Here is a 17,548-nt window from a genome sequence, read left to right as displayed (position 1 = left end):
CGCAGGGTTCTCCCTGCTCACGCGGCCTTTTGCGTGCCCGGGCGGAGCAGTCGGTGGCGACATGGCGGTCGTTGTTTTTTCTTGATGTCTGTTTCATTGACTCTGTGTAAACCAAATGGCTAACGTGACAACGAGCCACCGGGTCACCGGGCCACCGGGTGCCAGGCACCCCCGAGCGCACACACGAGGCAGGCATGGGCCACCGCACCACCCCCACCGTGAACACCGTCCTGGGGCCGGTACCGGCCGCGGAACTGGGCGTCGTCGCGATCCACGAGGCCCTGCTGTCGGTGGTCCCCGGCGCCGAGCACGCCTGGGACGTCACCATCGACCGGGCCGAGGTCTTCGAGACCCTCGCCGCCAAGCTCACCGAGTTCCGCGTCCACGGCGGCGGCACCCTGGTCGACCGCACCGGCATGTTCCACGGCCGCGACCTGCGGCTGTACGAGACGCTCTCCCGCACCACCGGCGTCCACCTGGTCGCCTCCACCGGACAGGGCCCCGAGGAACTGCTCGGCGGCTACTTCCTCACCCCGCAGACCAACCCGCCCACTCCCTGGCCGGCCGAGAAGTTCGCCGAACTGTTCGCCCTGGAAGCCGCCGAAGGCATGGTCGTCCCGCGGGTCGAGCGCCGCGGCCCCGCCGGGCTGGTCGCCACCGCCGCCACCCGCGCCGGCATGACCGCCACCGACGAGAGCCTGTTCCGCGGCGCCGCCCGCGCCGCCCTCGCCACCGGCGTCCCGGTCTCCGTCCGGTACGGCGCCGACGTCCGGCACGACCTCGACGTGCTGCTCGACGAAGGGCTCCCCGCCGACCGGATCGCCGTCGGCGACCTCGACCTCGACCGCGACCTCGCCCGGGCCGCCGCCTTCGAGGTCGCCGGCCGCGGCGCCTACGCCGTCCTCGACCACCTCGGCACCGAGGGCGACGGCCACCCCACCGACGCCGAACGCGCCGACCTGGTCGCCGAGTTGGTCGCCGCCGGACACGGCGGGCGGGTGCTGCTCTCGGTCGGCGCCACCGGCGTCGCCAAGGGCCACCCCGGCAACGACCTGCCCTACGCCCACCTGCTGACCGGCTTCGTCCCGCTGCTGCGCGAACGCGGCCTCGACGAGACCCGGGTGCGCCGCCTGCTGGTCGACAACCCGCGCGAACTGCTCACCGTCCGCGCCGTCTGAACCCCTCCCTCTCCTCCTCCTCCTTCTCTTCCGCAACCACGAGCAAAGGTGCGTCCCGTGTCACGAGTGAATACCGTCCTGGGGCCGGTGCCCGCCGAGGAGTTGGGGCTGGTGGCCGTCCACGAGCACATCGGCTACGGCATGCCCGGCTCCGAACTCGACACCCGCTGGTGGAAGACCCCCGAGCAGCGCTACCAGGAGACCGTCCCCAAGCTGCGCCGCTTCCACGAACTCGGCGGCGGCACCTTCGTCGACGCCACCGGCATCTGCAACGGCCGCGACCCCGACTACTACCGCTCGCTGTCCGCCAAGACCGGCGTGCACATCGTCGCCTGCACCGGTTTCGTCGGCGGCGACACCGCGCTCGCCCACTTCGCCGACGCCGAAGTCGACTACCTGGCCGCCCAGTTCGTCCACGAGATCACCGTCGGCATCGGCGGCACCGGCGCCAGGGCCGGCGTCATCAAGGTCGGCGTCAGCCGCGGCGGCCGGATGACCGACCTCGACAAGCGGATCTACCGGGCCGCCGCCCGCGCCGCCCGGGCCACCGGCGCCCCGATCCTCACCCACCTGGCGATCGACGCCGAGAACGCCATCGCGATCTTTGAGGAGGAGCGGCTCCCGCTGCACCGCGTACTGTTCGGCCACGTCGACGACGGCGTCAACGCCGACAAGACCCGGGACGTGTGGATCGCCGACCAGGGCGGCCGGATCGGCTTCGACACCTTCGGCTACGAGACCGAACTGCCCGACCCGCCGTTCTGGGCCCGCCCCCGCCGCGAACGCCTCGACCACTTCCTGCGCTTCATCGGCGACGGCCGGATCCACCAGGTCCTCGCCTCCGCCGACGCCAACTGCAGCCCGCTCGGCTGGCCCGGAGTCGAGGGACACACCGTCAACTACCTGTTCGACGACCTGATCCCCGACCTGCGCGCCGCCGGACTCGACGAGGCCGCCATCCGGACGGTCTTCGTCGACAACCCCGCCGCCTTCCTGACCCTCCAGCCGTGACCCGTCCGGCCGTGATCCCGCCGGCCGCGACCCCCGCCGGCCGCGACCTCCCGGCCGTGAACCCCGCCAGACGCAAGAGAGAAGCGCCACCATGCAGCTCAGCAACCTGAAGATCGCCGTCGTCGGTGCCGGGTACGGCGGCGCCGCCGCGGCCAAGGCGCTCAGCCTGCTCGGCGCGCAGGTCGACGTCTACGAACAGGCCAGCCGGATCCGCGAGGTCGGCGCCGGCATCGGCCTGCGCCCCGCCACCATGGACCGGTTCCGGCAGTGGGGCATCTTCGACGCGATCGCCGGCGTCTCCTCGCCCAGCGACTACTTCGAGATCCTCGACGCCACCGCCACCCCCATGCTCAAAGAGGCGTGGCCCGGCACCGAGAGCTACGCCGAACCCACCCGCACCCACCTGATCCACCGCGGCGACTTCATCGACGCCCTGCTCGGCGTCCTCCCCGACGGCATGCTGCACCTCGGCCGCCGTCTGGAAGCCGTCACCGACCTCGGCGACCGGGCCCGGCTCGCCTTCGCCGACGGCACCACCGTCGAAGCGGACCTGGTGGTCGGCGCGGACGGCATCAAGTCCGTGGTGCGCCGCGAACTGTTCAGCACGAAGGAGCCGGTGTTCTCCGGAGAACACGCCTACCGCGCCGTCATCGACCTCGCCGACACCCACGGCATGTGCCCCGACGACAACCTGCGGATGTACATCGGCCGCGGCACCAAGGTCTACCTGCTGCCGCTGCGCCACCGCGGCCAGGTCTCCTTCGACATCACCGCGCTGTGCCCCGACGACACCTGGGCGCCCAGGATCACCCACGCCGACCTGCTCGCCACCGTCGAGGGCTTCGACGAGCGGATCGTCGCGATGACCCGCGACCTCGACCTCGGCACCGTCAACGTCCGCGCCGTCTACGACATCGACCCCGTCGAGCGCTGGCACACCGACTCCGTCGTCCTGGTCGGCGACGCCGCCCACTCGATGCTCCACCATCAGGGCCAGGGCGCCAACTCCGCGATCGAGGACGCCGGCGCCCTCGCCGACGCCCTGCGCGCCGCGGACTCGGTGCCCGAGGCCCTGGCCGCCTACCGGGCCACCCGCAAACCCGTCACCGACGAACTCCAGCGGATCTCCCGCCAGGGCTGGACCGAACAGGAGATCGACGACGTCTTCCCCGGCCAGAAGCCCGGCGCCGTCGCGGGCAACGTCGGCCGCCAGGCCCCCTGACGGGGGCGGGGACAGCACGGGCAGCAGCGCTTTCGCTGCGCGGGTTTTCGCTGCGCGGGTTTTCGCTGCGCGGGTTTTCGCTGCGCGGGTTTTCGCTGCGCGGGAACGTCCTGTTCGGTGCCGTGCCTGTCCGTCCGTTCCCTTCCTTCTCCGTGAAGCAACCCGTTCCCAGCAAGGAGTTGAGCCACCGATGCCCCTGCACCCCGAGATCGCCGCAGCCCTCGCGGCCATGCCCGCCCCGCCGCCCGGGCCGCTCGACCCGGTGGCGATGCGGGCCGCCGAGGAGGCGCACCTGCCGCCGGCCGGGCCCGAGCCGTTCGCGGTCGAGGACCGGGTGACGGACGGCGGTGTCCCCGTCCGGGTGTACACGCCGAGCGCGGCCGAGCGGCACGGGACGCTGGTGTACCTGCACGGCGGGGCGTTCTTCCTCGGGAGCGTCAACACCCATGACCACGTGGCCCGTTCGCTGGCCGCCGCGACCGGCCTGCGGGTGGTCTCGGCCGACTACCGGCTCGTCCCCGAGCACCCGCACCCCGCCGGGCTGGACGACTGCACCGCCGTGCTGCGCTGGGCCGCGCAGGACCCGGGCTGGGACGGGCGCACCCTCGCCGTCGCGGGCGACAGCTCCGGCGGCACCTACGCCGCCGCCGTCGCCGCCCGTGCCAAGGACGCCGTCACCCACCAGGTGCTCTACTACCCGTCCCTGGACCTGGACTTCGACACCGACCGCTGGCCCTCCCGGCGGGAGAACGCCACCGGCTACGGCCTGGAGACCGCCGGGCTCAAGCCGTTCAACGCCTTCTTCCTGGACGGCGCCGACCCGGCCGACCCCGAGGTCTCCCCGCTGCGCCGCGCCGACCTCACCGGCCTGCCGCCCGCCCTGATCGTCACCGCCGAGTACGACCCGCTGCGCGACGAGGGCGAGGCGTACGGCGAGCGGTTGCGGGCGGCGGGCGTGCCGGTCACCGTCAGCCGGTACCGGGGCGCGGGGCACGGCTTCGTCCAGCACTTCTCCCACCTGCCCGAGTACGCCCGGGTGTTCGAGCAGACCGCCGCCTTCCTCGCGGGCCCGGCCGCCCGCCCGGCGGGGGAGGACGCGTGACCGGCGCCCCGGTGGCCGTGCACCCGCTGGTCTCGCCGTGGGGCAGGTTCGGCCTGTACAGCTTCTTCATCGACGCCCCCGAACCGGCGATCGTCGACACCGGCATCGCCACCTCGCCCGCCGGGGGCATGGCCCCGGCACTGGCCGCGCTCGGCCGGCGGATCGAGGACGTCCGGTGGATCCTGCTGACCCACGGCCACATCGACCACATCGGCGGCGCGCACGCGCTGCGCGCCCTCACCGGCGGCCGGGCGAAGGTGGTGATCCACGAGGCCGACGCACCCCTCCTGCGCTCCCGGCGGGCCCATGTCGACGAGTACCTCGCCGGGCGGGGCCGCCACCTCCGCGACCCCGACGGGGCGGCGGCGGTGGCGGCCGCCGGACGGGCCGTCATCTCCGGCGAACTGGAGCCCGACCTGCTGGTGCGCGGCGGCGAGACGCTCGACCTCGGCGGCGGCACCACCGTCTCGGTGCACGCCCTCCCCGGCCACACCGCCGGCTCGGTCGCCTACCGGATCGACGGCCAGGACGACGTGTTCGTCGGCGACGCCGTCCAGGTGCACGGCGCCGCCAACGGCTTCCCCGGCTACACCGACCCGGCCGGCTACCGGGCCTCGCTGACGTACCTGCGCGACGAGCTGGCCCCGCGCCGGCTCTACCTCGGCCACCCGTACCGGCGCGCCGACGGCACCCCGTACGGCGTCGAGCTGGACGCGGCGCAGGCCCGCGAGGCGATCGGGCAGAGCCTGCAGGCGGAGGCCGCCGTCGCCGAGGCCGCCTGCCTGTGCGCCGTCCGGCCCGACGACGACTCGCCGTACGCGCCGTTCGCGGCCGCCGCCGAGCGCCTCGGCTACACCGGGGACCCGACGCTGGAGCCCGCGCCGTTCCTCACCTCCCTCTCCGGCTACCACCACGACCCCCACCAGCACACAGGAGCGACGCCATGAGCGACCACCGGACCCTCCGGGCGGGCGAGGAGACCATCGCGGTCCGCAAGGACCTGCGGGTGCCGATGCGCGACGGCGTCCACCTCGCCGCCGACGCCTACCACGCCCCCGGCGACACGCCCCGCCCCGCGCTGATCGCGATGAGCGCCTACGGCAAGGAACTCCAGGCGCTCGCCCTCACCACCCCGCCGCAGCGCCGCCCCAGCCCGATGTGGGACGGCTGCATCGAGGCCGGCGACATCGCCCGGGTGGTCCGCGAGGGCTACGTGCACGTCATCGGCGACGTGCGCGGCACCGGCGACTCCGAAGGGACGATGATCGGCAACTACAACGCCGGCGGCGTCCCGCAGGGCCGGGACCTGTACGACGTGGTCGAGTGGGTCGCCGCCCAGCCCTGGTGCGACGGCAACGTCGGCATGATCGGCATCTCCTACTTCGGCTCGATGCAGATCCTCGCCGCCGCCGAACGCCCCCCGCACCTGAAGGCGGTCTTCGTCAGCGGCGGCCACTTCGACTTCTACGAGACCACCTACCACGGCGGCGTCATGTGGTTCATGCCGCGCGCCGCCCGCGAGGGCCGCGGCGGCGACTCCGGCATCGCGCACACCGACGTCAAGTCCCGGATGATCGAGGAGTACCCGCCGGAGGAGCTCAACCGGCTGGTCGAACAGCGCCTCGCCGACCCGGACGTCGCCGCCTGGCCCAACCTGGTGCACGTCCTGAAGTACCCGAAGAACCGCGAGTTCTGGTTCGACATCGTGATGAACCACCTCGACGGCCCCTGGTACGAGGAGCGCAACCCGGTCAACCTGGCCGCGCACACCGACGTCCCGGTCTACCTGCAGATCGACCAGGGCCGCGGCTGGACGGTCGACGGCCACATCAAGCTCTTCGACGTCCTGAAGGGCCCCAAGAAGCTCGACATCGGCTCCTACCCGCCCATGCAGTCGCGCCCCTGGATCGAGGAGCACGACACGATGTTCCGCTGGTACGCGTACTGGCTCAAGGGCGTCGACAACGGGATCATGGACGAGCCCGCCGTCCGGGTCTTCGTCGAGGGCACCCGGGAGACCGTCACCGGCGAGCAGTGGCCGCCCAAGCCCGTCGCGCACGCGCCGCTCTACCTGCGCCCCCGGCACAAGCTCTCCGCCGAACCCGAGCGGATGGGCGGCGAGCACGCCGCGCCCGACGGCTTCTACCAGGCCCCGCTCACCGTCACCGACACCGTCCAGAGCGTCAGTTGGCGCACCGAGCCGTTCGAGGCGCCGACCGAGCTGATCGGCACCGGCGCCGCCCACCTGTACGTCGAGATCGACCAGGAGGACACCAACCTGATCCTCCGGCTCTGGGACGAAGCCCCCGGCGGCGCACGGCAGTTGCTCACCAGCGGCTACCTCAAGGCCTCGCACCGCGAACTCGACGCCGAACGCACCACCGAGGGCAACCCGTACCACCCGCACACCCGGGCGGTCCCGGTCGAACCCGGCGCGATCGAGGAGTACGTGCTGCGGCTCTACCCCTTCGCCGCCACCCTGCTGCCCGGGCACCGGATCGTCGCCGAACTCTCCAACGCCGAACCGCTCGCCGACGCGCACAACGCCCTCCTCCCGCCCGACGCCTTCCACCTCCCGGTCGGCCGGCCCGTCACCCACAAGATCCACCGCGACGCCGCGCACCCCTCCCGCCTGGTGCTCCCCTTCACCACCGCGGGCGCGGCGCAGCCCCACCCGGCGGCACACTGACGTGCCGCCACCGGTGCCGCCGGACGCGTCCCCCCGGGCGTCCGGCGGCACCGGACGAAATCCTCCGCACACTGTCGGTGCCGGCTGCCAGGATGCCGGCATGGCCGAAACGATCACCTACCTGCGCGGGGACGCCACCGCGCCCCAGGGCAAGGGCCCGCGGATCATCGCGCACGTCTGCAACGACCTCGGCGGCTGGGGCAAGGGCTTCGTCCTCGCGCTCTCCCGCCGCTGGCCCGAACCCGAAGCCGCGTTCCGCCGCTGGCACCGCGAGCGGGCCGGCAACGACTTCGGCCTCGGCGCCCTGCAACTCGTCCAGGTCGGGCCGCAGTTGTGGGTGGCCAACCTGGTCGGCCAGCGCGGCATCCGCACCGGCCGCTCCACCGGCGTCCCCGTCCGCTACGACGCCATCGACACCGCCCTCGCCGCCCTCGCCCCCGAGGCCCGCCGCCTCGGCGCCTCCGTCCACATGCCCCGGATCGGCTGCGGCCTGGCCGGTGGAAAGTGGGAACGCGTCGAACCCCTGATCACCGCCCGCCTCACCGACCGGGGCGTGCCCGTCACCGTCTACGACCACGGGCAGTAGCACCCCCCCCGGGGGGAAGCGGAACCGCTGCCGTCGGGCGTTCGGCGCGGCCGCCGAGCATCCGCTGTTGCCGAGCGCCCGCTGCCGTTCGGCGTCCGCTGCGGCCCCCTTCCGCGGCGGGGCGTTCGGGGGGACGCTGGAGACGCGCCGGGTGTTCGAATCGGCGCGTCCGGGGGAGCGGGGAGGGGGAACGCATGGACCTGCGGCAACGAGTGGTGCGGCGCAATCCGTTCGTCGCCTGGGTGCTCAACGGCCTGGCGGTGGTGTCCGTCCTGCTGTTCGTGCACACCATGGTGTGGCAGAACCTGTCCGAGCCGGACCGGCGGCCCTGGCCGTGGTCCTGGCAACTGCTGGACGCGCAGAGCGCCACCGCGGCCCTGCTCGCCGCGGTCGGCGCGATCGTCGCGCGGGCCCAGTTCGCCCGTACCGTACGGCCGATGCTGAGCTCCGCGGGCTGGGTCACCGCCGACCACGCGCCGGGCGGGGCGCTCAGCTGGGTCGGCTTCCTGTGCAACGGCGGCTCCGCCGCGGTGGTGGTGACCGCGGTCGAGTACCGCCTCGACTTCGCGGCCGACCCCGCCGACCCCGCCGATGCCGCCGATGCCGCTTCCGCCGCGGAGCCCGGAACGGCCCACAGCACCGGCTGGACCACCCTGGACGCGGTCAAGGCCGCCGCGGCCGCGCGCGGGCTGCGCTCCGGCACGGACTACCGCTTCACCTCGGTGACCCCCAACGCCGTCCTCGCCGGGGAACAGCGCAGCGTGCTCGTCTGGTTCGCCGAACCCGCGCTCGCGGTGGTCCGACACGCCTACGTGCGGGTGACCGTCCGGGACCGGCTCGGCGACATCCACCAGCGGATCGTGCCCTGCCTGGTCGACGCCGACCGCGTCCTCCGGCACGCGGGGCCCGACCTGCTCTGACCCCGCTTACGATGCCGGGTATGACGGAAGACGCCGGTGACCTGGACGGGCTGGTCCGCAAGCGGATCCGGGCGCTGCGGGTCGCGCAGGGCTGGTCGCTGGAGGAGCTGGCGGCCCGGGCCGGGCTGAGCCAGTCCTCGCTGAGCCGGATCGAGAACGGGCAGCGCCGCCTCGCGCTCGACCAGCTCGTCACCCTGGCGAAGGCCCTGGACACCACGCTGGACCAGCTGGTGGAGACCGCCGCCGAGGACGTGGTGATCAGCCCGACGGTGGACGCCCGGCACGGCACCATGCGCTGGCCGGTCAAGGGCGACCCGGGGATCAGCGTGGTGCGCCAGCGGGTGACCGGACCGCCGCCCGACAACCCGGCCCGGATGCGCGCCCACCCCGGGCGGGAGTGGCTGGTGGTGCTCTCCGGCACCGCGGTCCTGATGCTCGGCCACCGCCGGATCCGGCTCACCACCCACCAGGCCGCCGAGTTCCCCACGATGATGCCGCACGCCCTCGGGGCGGAGGGCGGCCCGTGCGAGGTCCTCGGCATCTTCGACCGGGACGCCCGCCGCGGCCACCTGCCCGACCCGGGCCCGCGCGACTGCTGAGCGGTGCGGGGTGCGGGGCGCGGGGGCGCGGCGCGGGGCCGCTGGGCGGTCCGTGCTTGCGCCTGCGGCATGCGGGAACGGCAAGGTCTTGCGCTTTCCGGGAGGGTGCGTGCTCCAGGCGCATGACCGCCGTACGGTGGGCCCATGAGCCACCCGCACACCCACGCCCACGCTCCTTCCGACGCCCATGCCCACGCCGATGCCGATGCCGACGCCCACGGGCACGGGCACACCCACGGTCACGCCCAGCACCAGCACCAGCACCCGGCCGAGGACGAGGCCGCGCAGGCTGAGGTGCTCGACCTGGACGCCGAGGTGCTGGCCGGGCACCTCGCCGCGATCACCGACTGGCTGCCGCTGGACGCCGAACCGCGGCGGATCGTCGACCTCGGGGCCGGCACCGGGGCCGGCACCTTCGCCCTGCTGCGCCGCTTCCCCGCCGCCCGGGTCACCGCCGTCGACGCCTCGCCCGGGCACCTGCTGCGCCTGCGCGAGAAGGCCGCCGCGCTGGGGCTGGACGACCGGGTCGGCACCGTGCAGGCCGACCTGGACGCCGAGCGCTGGCCCGAGCTCGGCACCCCCGACCTGGTGTGGGCCTCCGCCTCGATGCACCACTTGGCCGACCCCGGGCGGGCCCTCGGCCGGGTCCGCGAACTGCTCGGCGACGGCGGCGTGTTCGCCCTGGTCGAGCTGGCCGGGTTCCCGCGCTTCCTGCCCGCCGACGCCCCCGCCGAACGGCCCGGCCTGGAGGAGCGCTGCCACGCCGCGACCGACCACCTGCACGCCGAGCACGTCCCGCACCGGGGCGCCGACTGGGGCCCGCTGCTGACCGCCGCCGGCCTCACCGTCACCGGCGAACGCACCGTCACCATCGACGTCGACGCCACCGAGCACCCCTCGGTCGGCCGCTACGCCCTGGCCACCCTGCGCCGGATCCGCACCGCCGTCGCCGAGCAGCTCGACCCCGCCGACCTCGCCGCCCTGGACCGCCTGCTCGACGCCGACGGCCCCGGCAGCATCGCCCGGCGCGAGGACCTCGCGGTGCGCACCGAACGCCAGGTCTGGGCCGCCCGCCGCTGAACCCCGGCCTCGGCGGTCAGGGCCGTTCGTGCAGGGTGCGGCCGATCCGCCGGCCCAGCAGGAGATGGGCGAGCAGGGCGCCGAGGGTGTTGAGCAGCACGTCGTCCACGTCGAAGGCCCGGCCCTCCACCAGGAGGCCCTGCGCCGCCTCCACCGTGACCATCACCAGCGCGGTCAGTGCCGTCGCGGCCAGGACGCCGCGCATCCGGGGGAACAGCACCGGCAGCAGCACGCCGAACGGCATGCCCAGCAGGAGGTTCCCGCCGACCTGCTGGGCCGCGGCCCGGACGGCGGGCTGGTCCAGGTAGCCCCGGAGCGAGGCGCCGAGGTGGAAGTTGGGGTGCACCAGGTCCCGCGCGCCGGGCTCCGGCACCAGCGTCACCCGGGCCAGCCCGACCGCGAACACCACGGTCAGCACCAGCCCGGCCAGCAGGACCAGCCACCGGACGGCCAGCGACAACGGCCCGCGGCGGTGCAGGAACGGGCGGGGTCCGGGCCGCTCCGCCACGGCCGGGGCGTCCGCGGGCCGGGGGCGCCAGCTGCTCCAGCGCCTCCAGTGCCAGGCGGAGCCGCTCCCGTCCGTCGCCCCCGTCCCCGTTCCTGCCGTCCCCGTCTTCTCCGGCCCGCTGCCCGTCGCTGCCGTCCGCTCTCTGCCCACGGTCGAAGTCCTCCCCTTCACGCGTCCGATCCGCCGCTCCCGGTTCCGTGCCTGCGCCGGATACCCCGGGGCGGCGCCCCCATGCCGGTCCGTGCGGCGTTCGGCCCGGCGTGCCCCGTTCGCCTTCCGGTGCGTCGGTGGGGGAGACTCGCGGGCATGGTTTCGATGGTGCAGAACGTGGCGGTGGACTGCGCGGACGCCTACGGACTGGCGCGGTTCTGGAGCGCGGTGACGGGCCGTCCGGTCGACCCGGAGTGCGCGCCGGGGGACCGGGAGACGCAGGTGTCCCTGGCGGACGGGCTGGTGCTGTACTTCAACCAGGTGCCCGAGCCCAAGGGCGGCAAGAACCGCGTCCACCTCTGCCTGCGCCCGGAGACCTCGCGCGACGCGGAGGCGGAACGGCTGCTGGCCCTCGGCGCGGCCCTGGTCGGCGACCACCGGAACGCGGACGGCACGGGCTGGGTGGTGCTGGCCGATCCGGAAGGCAACGAGTTCTGCGTGCTGCGCGGCACGGCCGAGCGGGCCGGGGCTCCGACCCCCGAGTAATGGGTATGTTGACATAGGTATCTGTGGATACCTAAAGTGGGCCCGTGCTCGACTCCAGCGCCCCCGGCGGCGACGCGGACCCCACGGCCTCCGTGCTCGTGGCGCTGCTGCCCGCCCTGAACCGGGCCCTGGAACGGCGGCTCGCGCGGGACTTCCCGTACCCGGCGCTCTCCGAAGGTCAGCTCGCCCTGCTGTGGCTGGTCGAGGAGCGGACCGGCATCACGGTGCGGGAGAGCGCGCGGGTGCTGCAGATGAAGCCGAACAACGTCAGCGCGCTGGTCTCCCAGCTCACCGAGCAGGGCCTGCTGGAACGCCGGGCGGACGCCGCGGACAAGCGGGTCGCCCACCTGCACCCGACGCCCCTCGCCCTGGGCCGCCTCGCCGAGGCGCGGGCGCTCAAGGAAGCGCACCTGGCCCGGCTGCTCGCCGCCCTGACCGACGGCCAGCGCGGCGCGCTCGGCTCGGCCTGCGGCGCGCTGGAGGCGCTCACCGCGCTGCTGTACGCCGACGGCGACGGCACCGACCCCGTCGGCTGACCGCCCGCCGGCGCTCCCCTTCCCCCTCCCCCCTTCCCTCGTACTCGTCACTCGCCACTCGCCACTCGCCACTCGTACAGACAAGGCAGTTCCATGCCCGTTTCCCAGGCGGGGCACCCCGTCCTGCCCGCGCACTCCCCTCCGGCGGCCGTTCCCGGTGCGGGCGGGTTGCGCGCCAATCCGTGGCTGACGCTGATCGCGGTCGCGATCGGCCTGTTCATGGTCAACCTGGACGGCTCGGTGGTCTCGATCGCCAACCCCGAGATCGGCCGCGACCTGCACGCCTCCACGGCCGGGCTGCAGTGGGTCACCAACTCCTACCTGCTGGCGATGGCCGCGCTGCTGATCCTCGGCGGCAAGCTCGGCGACCGGTTCGGGCGCCGCACCTTCTACCTGGCGGGCGTCGCGGGCTTCGTGGCCGCCTCGGTGATGATCGGACTGGTCGGGTCGATCGGCGGGGTCATCGCCTTCCGCGCCCTGCAGGGCGTGTGCGCCGCGCTGCTGATCCCCAACACGCTGGGCCTGCTGCGCGCGGTCTTCCCGCCGCGGCAGTTCGGCACCGCGGTCGGCCTGTGGGCGATGGTCGCGTCCTGCTCGACCGCGCTCGGCCCGATCGTCGGCGGGTTGCTGGTCGAGCACGTCAGCTGGGAGTCGGTGTTCTTCATCAACCTGCCGATCGGCCTGGCCGGGCTCGCCTTCGGCGCGCTGGTGCTGCCGCAGAGCAACGACTCCACCGGCCACCACCGTTTCGACCTGCTCGGCGTGCTGCTGCTGGCGCTCGGCCTGGTCGCGCTGGTCTTCGGCGTGGTCAAGGGCGAGAGCTGGGGCTGGGGTTCGGCCGGCACGCTCGGCGCGATCGCGGCCGGACTGGTGCTGCTGGCGCTGTTCGTCCGGCACGAGACCCGGGTGGCGCACCCGCTGCTGCCGATGCGGCTGTTCCGCAGCCCGGCGCTGGGCATCGGCACGGTGGTCACCGCGGTCAACTTCTTCATGCTGCTCGGCGTGATCTTCTTCCTGATGCTGTACCTGCAGAACGTCCGCGGCCTGACCCCCGTCCAGGCGGGCGTGCGGACCCTGCCGCTCAGCCTGGCCTCGGTGGTCGCCGCCCCGCTCGGCGCCGCGCTGACCGGACGCCTCGGCCCCCGCTTCACCATGCCGCTCGGCATGGTGCTGGAGGCCGTCGCCGCGCTCTGGCTGCTGAGCTGGGACGCGCACTCCCCGTACGCGGCGATGTGGCCGCCGTTCGTGCTGACCGGCCTCGGCGTCGGCATGGTGATGGCGGCCTCCTCGGACGCCATCGTCGGCAGCGCCCCGGTGCGCGACGGCGGGGTGGCCAGCGGACTGCAGTCCACCGCGCTGCAGGTCGGCGGCGCGCTCGGCACCTCCGTCCTGGTCTCGCTGATCGGCAGCCGGGTCGGCTCCACCCTGCCCGGCGCGCTCACCGCCGCGGGCGTCCCCGCCGACACCGCCGGGCAGTTGGCCACCGCCGAGGACGCGGTGGCGATGGGCGTCGCCCCCGTCAGCGGCACCATGCCCGCCGACCTGCGCGCCGCCGTCACCGAGGGCGCCCACCACGCCTTCCTGAACGGCGTGCACACCGCGGCCCTCACCACCGCCGTGCTGTGCGCCCTCGGCGCGCTGCTCGCCCTGGCCGGACTGCCCAAGCGGCTCGCCCCGACCGGGAGCTGAACGCACGACCGCCCCCTCCCGCACGGAGGGGGCGGCCGCTTTCCGGTGGGGGCCGGGCCTACCGGGGTCCTACGGGTACGCGACCAGGTTGGCCACGTTGGTGCTGGAGTTGGACGGTCCGCCGGTCGAGTTGATGACGTGGGCGATGGTGCCGGTGCCGCCGAGCGACACGGTCACCATGTCGTGGAAGCGGACGCCGGAGCGGTTCGGGACCTCGAAGGAGTGCTCCTCGACCACGGCCGGGTTGACGTTGAAGTAGGCGTAGGAGCCCAGGCCCCAGGCCTCGTGGCCGGTCACCGAGTCGGCGACCTTGTAGGCCGGGTAGCCGCGGGTCGAGCCGTTCATCCAGGCGGCCTGGTTCGGCGGGTCGTACGGCAGCTCGTTCTGGAAGAAGTACGTGCGGCCGTTGTTGCCGTTCCAGATCACCTGGGTCTGCTGGTAGTGCTCGACGAACAGGCCGTACATGGTGACGTCGTTGCCGTTGACGACCAGCCCGTTGGCGGCGGTGTTGCTGGTCCAGCCGACTCCGCTGCCGTGGTCCGCCCGCCACAGCCACATGTGGTCGCCGATCACGTTGTTGGAGTTGACCACCAGCGACTGGGTGGCCTTGCCGACGCCCGCGCCGCCGATCCGGAAGAACACGTCGTGCAGCGAGGTCGGGTCGGCCGAGTGGTCGGCGGAGGAGCCCGCCGCGCCGATCTGCATCAGCACCGGGGAGTTGGTCGTCCCGGCGTCGATCAGCAGGCCGGCCAGCTTGACGCCGTCCACGTCCGCCACGTTCACCGCGGTGATGCCGTTGTCCGGGACGAGGGTGGCCAGGCCCAGGCCGAGCACCACGGTGTCGGCGCGGTTGACGTTCAGGGTCTGGTTCAGGTGGTAGACGCCCGGGGTGAACAGCAGGTTCTTGCCCTGGGCCAGCGCCGCGTTGACGTCGGCCGCGGTCGCGCCCGGCTTCACGATGAAGAACTGGTCGATCGGCAGCGAACTGCCCTGCTGCGCGCCGCCCGCCCAGGTGGTGCCGGAGGTGTTGGAGCGCAGCGCCGGGACGAACACCTTGTAGGCGCCGGCCGCGTCGACGTACAGGAAGGGCTTCTCGCGCACCACCGGGGTCTGGTTCACGGTGGTGTAGGGCGGGTTGGGGAAGGAGTTGGCGGGCGCGTTGACGTCGCCGACGAACACCATGTTCCAGTTGGAGCCGGTCCAGCTGCCCCACTGCGAGTTGCGCGACAGCCACTGCTGCTGGGAGCCGGAGCGGAGCTGGCCGTCGATCTTCGAGTCGGCGATGAAGCCGCCCGAGGACCAGCCGCCGTCGTCCAGCTGCAGGTTGCCGCGCACGTGCATCCGGCGGTAGGGCGCGGCCTGGGAGACCGCCCAGCGGTCGGTGCCGCCGGTCGGGTTGACCGACAGGTTCTCGGCGGAGCGCCAGAAGTTCTGCGTCGCGTTGCCCTGGAACCAGTCGGCCTCGGCGTGCACCGCGCCATTGATCGTGACGTCGTCGGGGGACAGGCCGAGGCCCGCCACCTGGGTGTAGAAACCGACGTTGGCGTCCACGCCGTAGCTGCCCGGCTTGAACAGCAGGGCCTGGCGCTGGGTGCCGAACTGGTTGGACTCCTGCTGCGAGAAGACCGCGTTCAGCTTGGCCTGGATGGTCGCGGTGGGCGTCGACGGGTCGAAGACGGTCACGTTCGGCCCGAAGTCGGGCGTGCCGGGCGGGTTCGTGACGGTGCTCCCGAAGGTGAAGGACTGCGCGGCGGTGCCGTTGCAGGCGTACTGCTGCAGCTGCACCGCGTCCGCGGTGGAGGCGCTCGGCACGTCCAGGCACTTGCCGCTGTTGCGGTTGACGAAGTGGTAGGCGCCGCCCGCCTCGGCGACCGCCTGCCACTGCTGGTTCAGGCCGCCGCCGTACGTCCACAGCTGGACCTTGGCCGCGTCGGCGGTGGAGACGTCGACGACGTCCAACGCCTTCGACGTGTCGTTCTGGTTGTTGATCCGGACGTACCCGTTGCCGAGGTCCTGCAGCTGCCACTGCTGGGCGGTGGTGCCATTGCACGCGTACTGCTGGACGGCGGTGCCGTTGGCGGTGGCGGCCGCGGCGGCGTCCACGCACTTGCCGGAGTTCTGCGCCACCAGGGTGGTCGCCCCGGTCGGGACGGCGGCCAGCGCGGACGGGGCGGGGGCGAGCAGCGCCGCGGAGGAGGCGAGCAGGCCGGCCGTGGCGGTCAGCGGGAGGATCCTTCTTCTACTGCTGCGCATCGGGGGCTCCTTTCTCAGGTCGAGGACCGACGGGCGGTCAGGCGGGCAGGTTCCACTGCTGGTTGGCACCGGCGAAGCAGTCCCAGATCTGCAGCCGGGTGCCGTTCGCCGAGGACGGGCCGGTGGCGTCCAGGCAGCGACCGGAGGCCGGGTTCACCAGGGTCTTGTTCGACTGCGCCTGCCACTGCTGGGCGGCGGTGCCGTTGCAGTCGTACAGCTGGGCCTGGGTGCCGTTGGCGGTGCCGCCCGAGGTCAGGTCCAGGCACTTGCCCAGCGCCCGGATCGTGCCGTCGGTGCCCACCGTCCACTGCTGGGCGGCGGTGCCGTTGCAGTCGTAGAGCTGCACGGCGGTGCCGTTGGCGGAACTGGCGGCCGCCACGTCCACGCACTTGCCGCCGTAGCCGGTGACCTGCCCGGTGCGGCCGCTCGGCGGCGGGGTGGTGCTGCCGCCGCCGGTGATCGCGTTGAAGGTCTTGGAGAACTGGTACGCCGACTGCGGGGTGCCGCTGCAACTGTCGGACAGCGTGCCGGTACTGGCGCAGGCCTTGTCGCGGCCGACCGCCCAGAAGGCGAGCAGCTGGATGCCCTTGGACGCGGCGAAGGACTCCAGAGTCTGCGCGTTGGCGGTGGAGAACACCTCGGAGGTGGTGTCGTTGACCCCGATCATCGGGGTGTTGCCCTCCATCGCCCACAGCTGGTCGGAGGTCTTGGAGGTCCAGATCTGGCCCAGCTGGGTGTGCAGGCCGTTGGCGGCGCTGATCGCGGCCTGGCCCATGTCCATCGGCGAGCCGTAGTCCATCGTCATGATGTTGACGGCGTTGACGGTCAGGCCGCGGCTCTTGGCGTTGTTCAGCAGGCTGATCGAGTTGGATTCGAGCCCCGAAGGGCTGACCGGCAGCGTGTAGTTGACGTCCAGCCGCTTGCCCGCGGCCGCCTGGGCCTGCTGGAGCTGGGCCAGCGCCTGGTTGCGGCGGTCGTTGGCGGCGGTGTCGTTCAGCGCGCCGCCCTCGATGTCCAGGTCGATCCTGGTCAGGTTGAGCGCGTCCACCACCCGCTTGTACTGGGCCTGGAGCGTCGAGACGCTGGTGCACGCCTGGCCCAGCTCGGTGCCGGAGGCGCCGCCGAAGCTGGCGATCACGTCGCCGCCGGCCGCCCGGTGCGCGTTGATCGCGCTGGTCCAACCGGCGTCCGTGATCGAGGTGTTACCGTTGAACGTGGCGTTGCAGCTGCCGTCGCTGATCACGAAGGCGAGGGTGACGTACTTCAGCCCGCCGCTGTTGCGGGCGTCCGCCAGGGTGTTCGGCGAGTTCCAGGTCTCCAGGTACGGCGCCGCGTAGTGGGCCGGGAAGCCCGGCCCGGCGTTGGCCGCGGCCGAGGCCGAGCCGGCGCCGGCCACCAGCAGGCCGGCCTGATACACTCGTCCCGGTGCCCACCCTCCCAGGGTAGCGCTAACCGCCCCGCCGGCGTCGAAAAAGTGGT

16 protein-coding genes are annotated in these 17,548 nt (G+C 73.3%); 13 read left to right on the top strand and 3 right to left on the bottom strand.

Annotated features, from left to right (window positions below; genetic code table 11):
* Positions 1-194 precede the first annotated feature (194 nt).
* The 10 genes from ACWEO5_RS26035 to ACWEO5_RS25990 all read left to right on the top strand — a co-directional run bounded on the left by ACWEO5_RS26035 (position 195) and on the right by ACWEO5_RS25990 (position 10,387).
* On the top strand, positions 195-1,178 hold the full coding sequence (locus tag ACWEO5_RS26035; RefSeq protein ID WP_452164672.1) for a phosphotriesterase family protein: 984 nt from the start codon (positions 195-197) through the stop codon (positions 1,176-1,178).
* A 57-nt stretch (positions 1,179-1,235) separates the two neighbouring features.
* A complete protein-coding gene (locus ACWEO5_RS26030; protein ID WP_344556826.1) occupies positions 1,236-2,189 on the top strand; it encodes a phosphotriesterase family protein in 954 nt (317 codons plus the stop codon).
* 91 nt (positions 2,190-2,280) lie between these two features.
* Positions 2,281-3,411, top strand: a complete 1,131-nt coding sequence (locus ACWEO5_RS26025) for an FAD-dependent oxidoreductase (protein WP_452164671.1) — start codon at positions 2,281-2,283, stop codon at positions 3,409-3,411.
* Positions 3,412-3,601: 190 nt separating this feature from the next.
* Complete coding sequence (locus ACWEO5_RS26020) at positions 3,602-4,513, top strand: alpha/beta hydrolase (protein WP_452164670.1); 912 nt, start codon at positions 3,602-3,604, stop codon at positions 4,511-4,513.
* The gene (locus tag ACWEO5_RS26015) at positions 4,510-5,460 is read left to right on the top strand and encodes an MBL fold metallo-hydrolase (RefSeq protein WP_452164669.1); all 951 of its coding nucleotides are present in this window, start codon (positions 4,510-4,512) and stop codon (positions 5,458-5,460) included. Before ACWEO5_RS26020 ends, ACWEO5_RS26015 begins: the two co-directional genes overlap by 4 nt.
* Positions 5,457-7,202, top strand: a complete 1,746-nt coding sequence (locus tag ACWEO5_RS26010; RefSeq protein WP_452164668.1) for a CocE/NonD family hydrolase — start codon at positions 5,457-5,459, stop codon at positions 7,200-7,202. Before ACWEO5_RS26015 ends, ACWEO5_RS26010 begins: the two co-directional genes overlap by 4 nt.
* 100 nt (positions 7,203-7,302) lie before the next feature.
* A complete protein-coding gene (locus ACWEO5_RS26005; RefSeq protein WP_452164667.1) occupies positions 7,303-7,788 on the top strand; it encodes a macro domain-containing protein in 486 nt (161 codons plus the stop codon).
* Positions 7,789-7,982: 194 nt separating this feature from the next.
* Entirely contained in the window at positions 7,983-8,708 is a 726-nt protein-coding gene (locus tag ACWEO5_RS26000; RefSeq protein ID WP_452164666.1) for a hypothetical protein, read from the top strand.
* Between the two features lie 20 nt (positions 8,709-8,728).
* Positions 8,729-9,307 carry a helix-turn-helix domain-containing protein gene (locus tag ACWEO5_RS25995; RefSeq protein ID WP_452164665.1) on the top strand — a complete coding sequence of 193 codons (579 nt, stop codon included), beginning with the start codon at positions 8,729-8,731 and terminating at the stop codon, positions 9,305-9,307.
* Between the two features lie 144 nt (positions 9,308-9,451).
* On the top strand, positions 9,452-10,387 hold the full coding sequence (locus ACWEO5_RS25990; RefSeq protein ID WP_452164664.1) for a class I SAM-dependent methyltransferase: 936 nt from the start codon (positions 9,452-9,454) through the stop codon (positions 10,385-10,387).
* A 16-nt stretch (positions 10,388-10,403) separates the two neighbouring features.
* Here ACWEO5_RS25990 and ACWEO5_RS25985 read toward each other — a convergent pair whose 3' ends face one another.
* Positions 10,404-11,045: a VanZ family protein gene (locus ACWEO5_RS25985; RefSeq protein WP_452164663.1), complete on the bottom strand. Its 642-nt coding sequence runs from the start codon at positions 11,043-11,045 to the stop codon at positions 10,404-10,406.
* Positions 11,046-11,201: 156 nt separating this feature from the next.
* Here ACWEO5_RS25985 and ACWEO5_RS25980 point away from each other — a divergent pair, with 156 nt between their 5' ends.
* The 3 genes from ACWEO5_RS25980 to ACWEO5_RS25970 all read left to right on the top strand — a co-directional run bounded on the left by ACWEO5_RS25980 (position 11,202) and on the right by ACWEO5_RS25970 (position 13,816).
* Positions 11,202-11,591 (top strand): VOC family protein, encoded by a 390-nt coding sequence (locus ACWEO5_RS25980; RefSeq protein ID WP_452164662.1) that lies wholly within the window; start codon positions 11,202-11,204, stop codon positions 11,589-11,591.
* Between the two features lie 44 nt (positions 11,592-11,635).
* Positions 11,636-12,127 (top strand): MarR family winged helix-turn-helix transcriptional regulator, encoded by a 492-nt coding sequence (locus tag ACWEO5_RS25975; RefSeq protein WP_452164661.1) that lies wholly within the window; start codon positions 11,636-11,638, stop codon positions 12,125-12,127.
* Between the two features lie 93 nt (positions 12,128-12,220).
* Entirely contained in the window at positions 12,221-13,816 is a 1,596-nt protein-coding gene (locus ACWEO5_RS25970; RefSeq protein WP_452164660.1) for an MFS transporter, read from the top strand.
* Positions 13,817-13,885: 69 nt separating this feature from the next.
* Here ACWEO5_RS25970 and ACWEO5_RS25965 read toward each other — a convergent pair whose 3' ends face one another.
* Both ACWEO5_RS25965 and ACWEO5_RS25960 read right to left on the bottom strand, forming a co-directional pair.
* On the bottom strand, positions 13,886-16,069 hold the full coding sequence (locus ACWEO5_RS25965) for an RICIN domain-containing protein (protein ID WP_452164659.1): 2,184 nt from the start codon (positions 16,067-16,069) through the stop codon (positions 13,886-13,888).
* A gap of 37 nt (positions 16,070-16,106) precedes the next feature.
* Positions 16,107-17,486 carry a ricin-type beta-trefoil lectin domain protein gene (locus tag ACWEO5_RS25960; RefSeq protein ID WP_452164658.1) on the bottom strand — a complete coding sequence of 460 codons (1,380 nt, stop codon included), beginning with the start codon at positions 17,484-17,486 and terminating at the stop codon, positions 16,107-16,109.
* Between the last annotated feature and the right edge of the window lie 62 nt (positions 17,487-17,548).

Source organism: Kitasatospora sp. NPDC004272, assembly GCF_053603035.1.
Note: the sequence above shows the minus strand (reverse complement) of the source record. Positions and strands in the feature narration are given on the sequence as shown.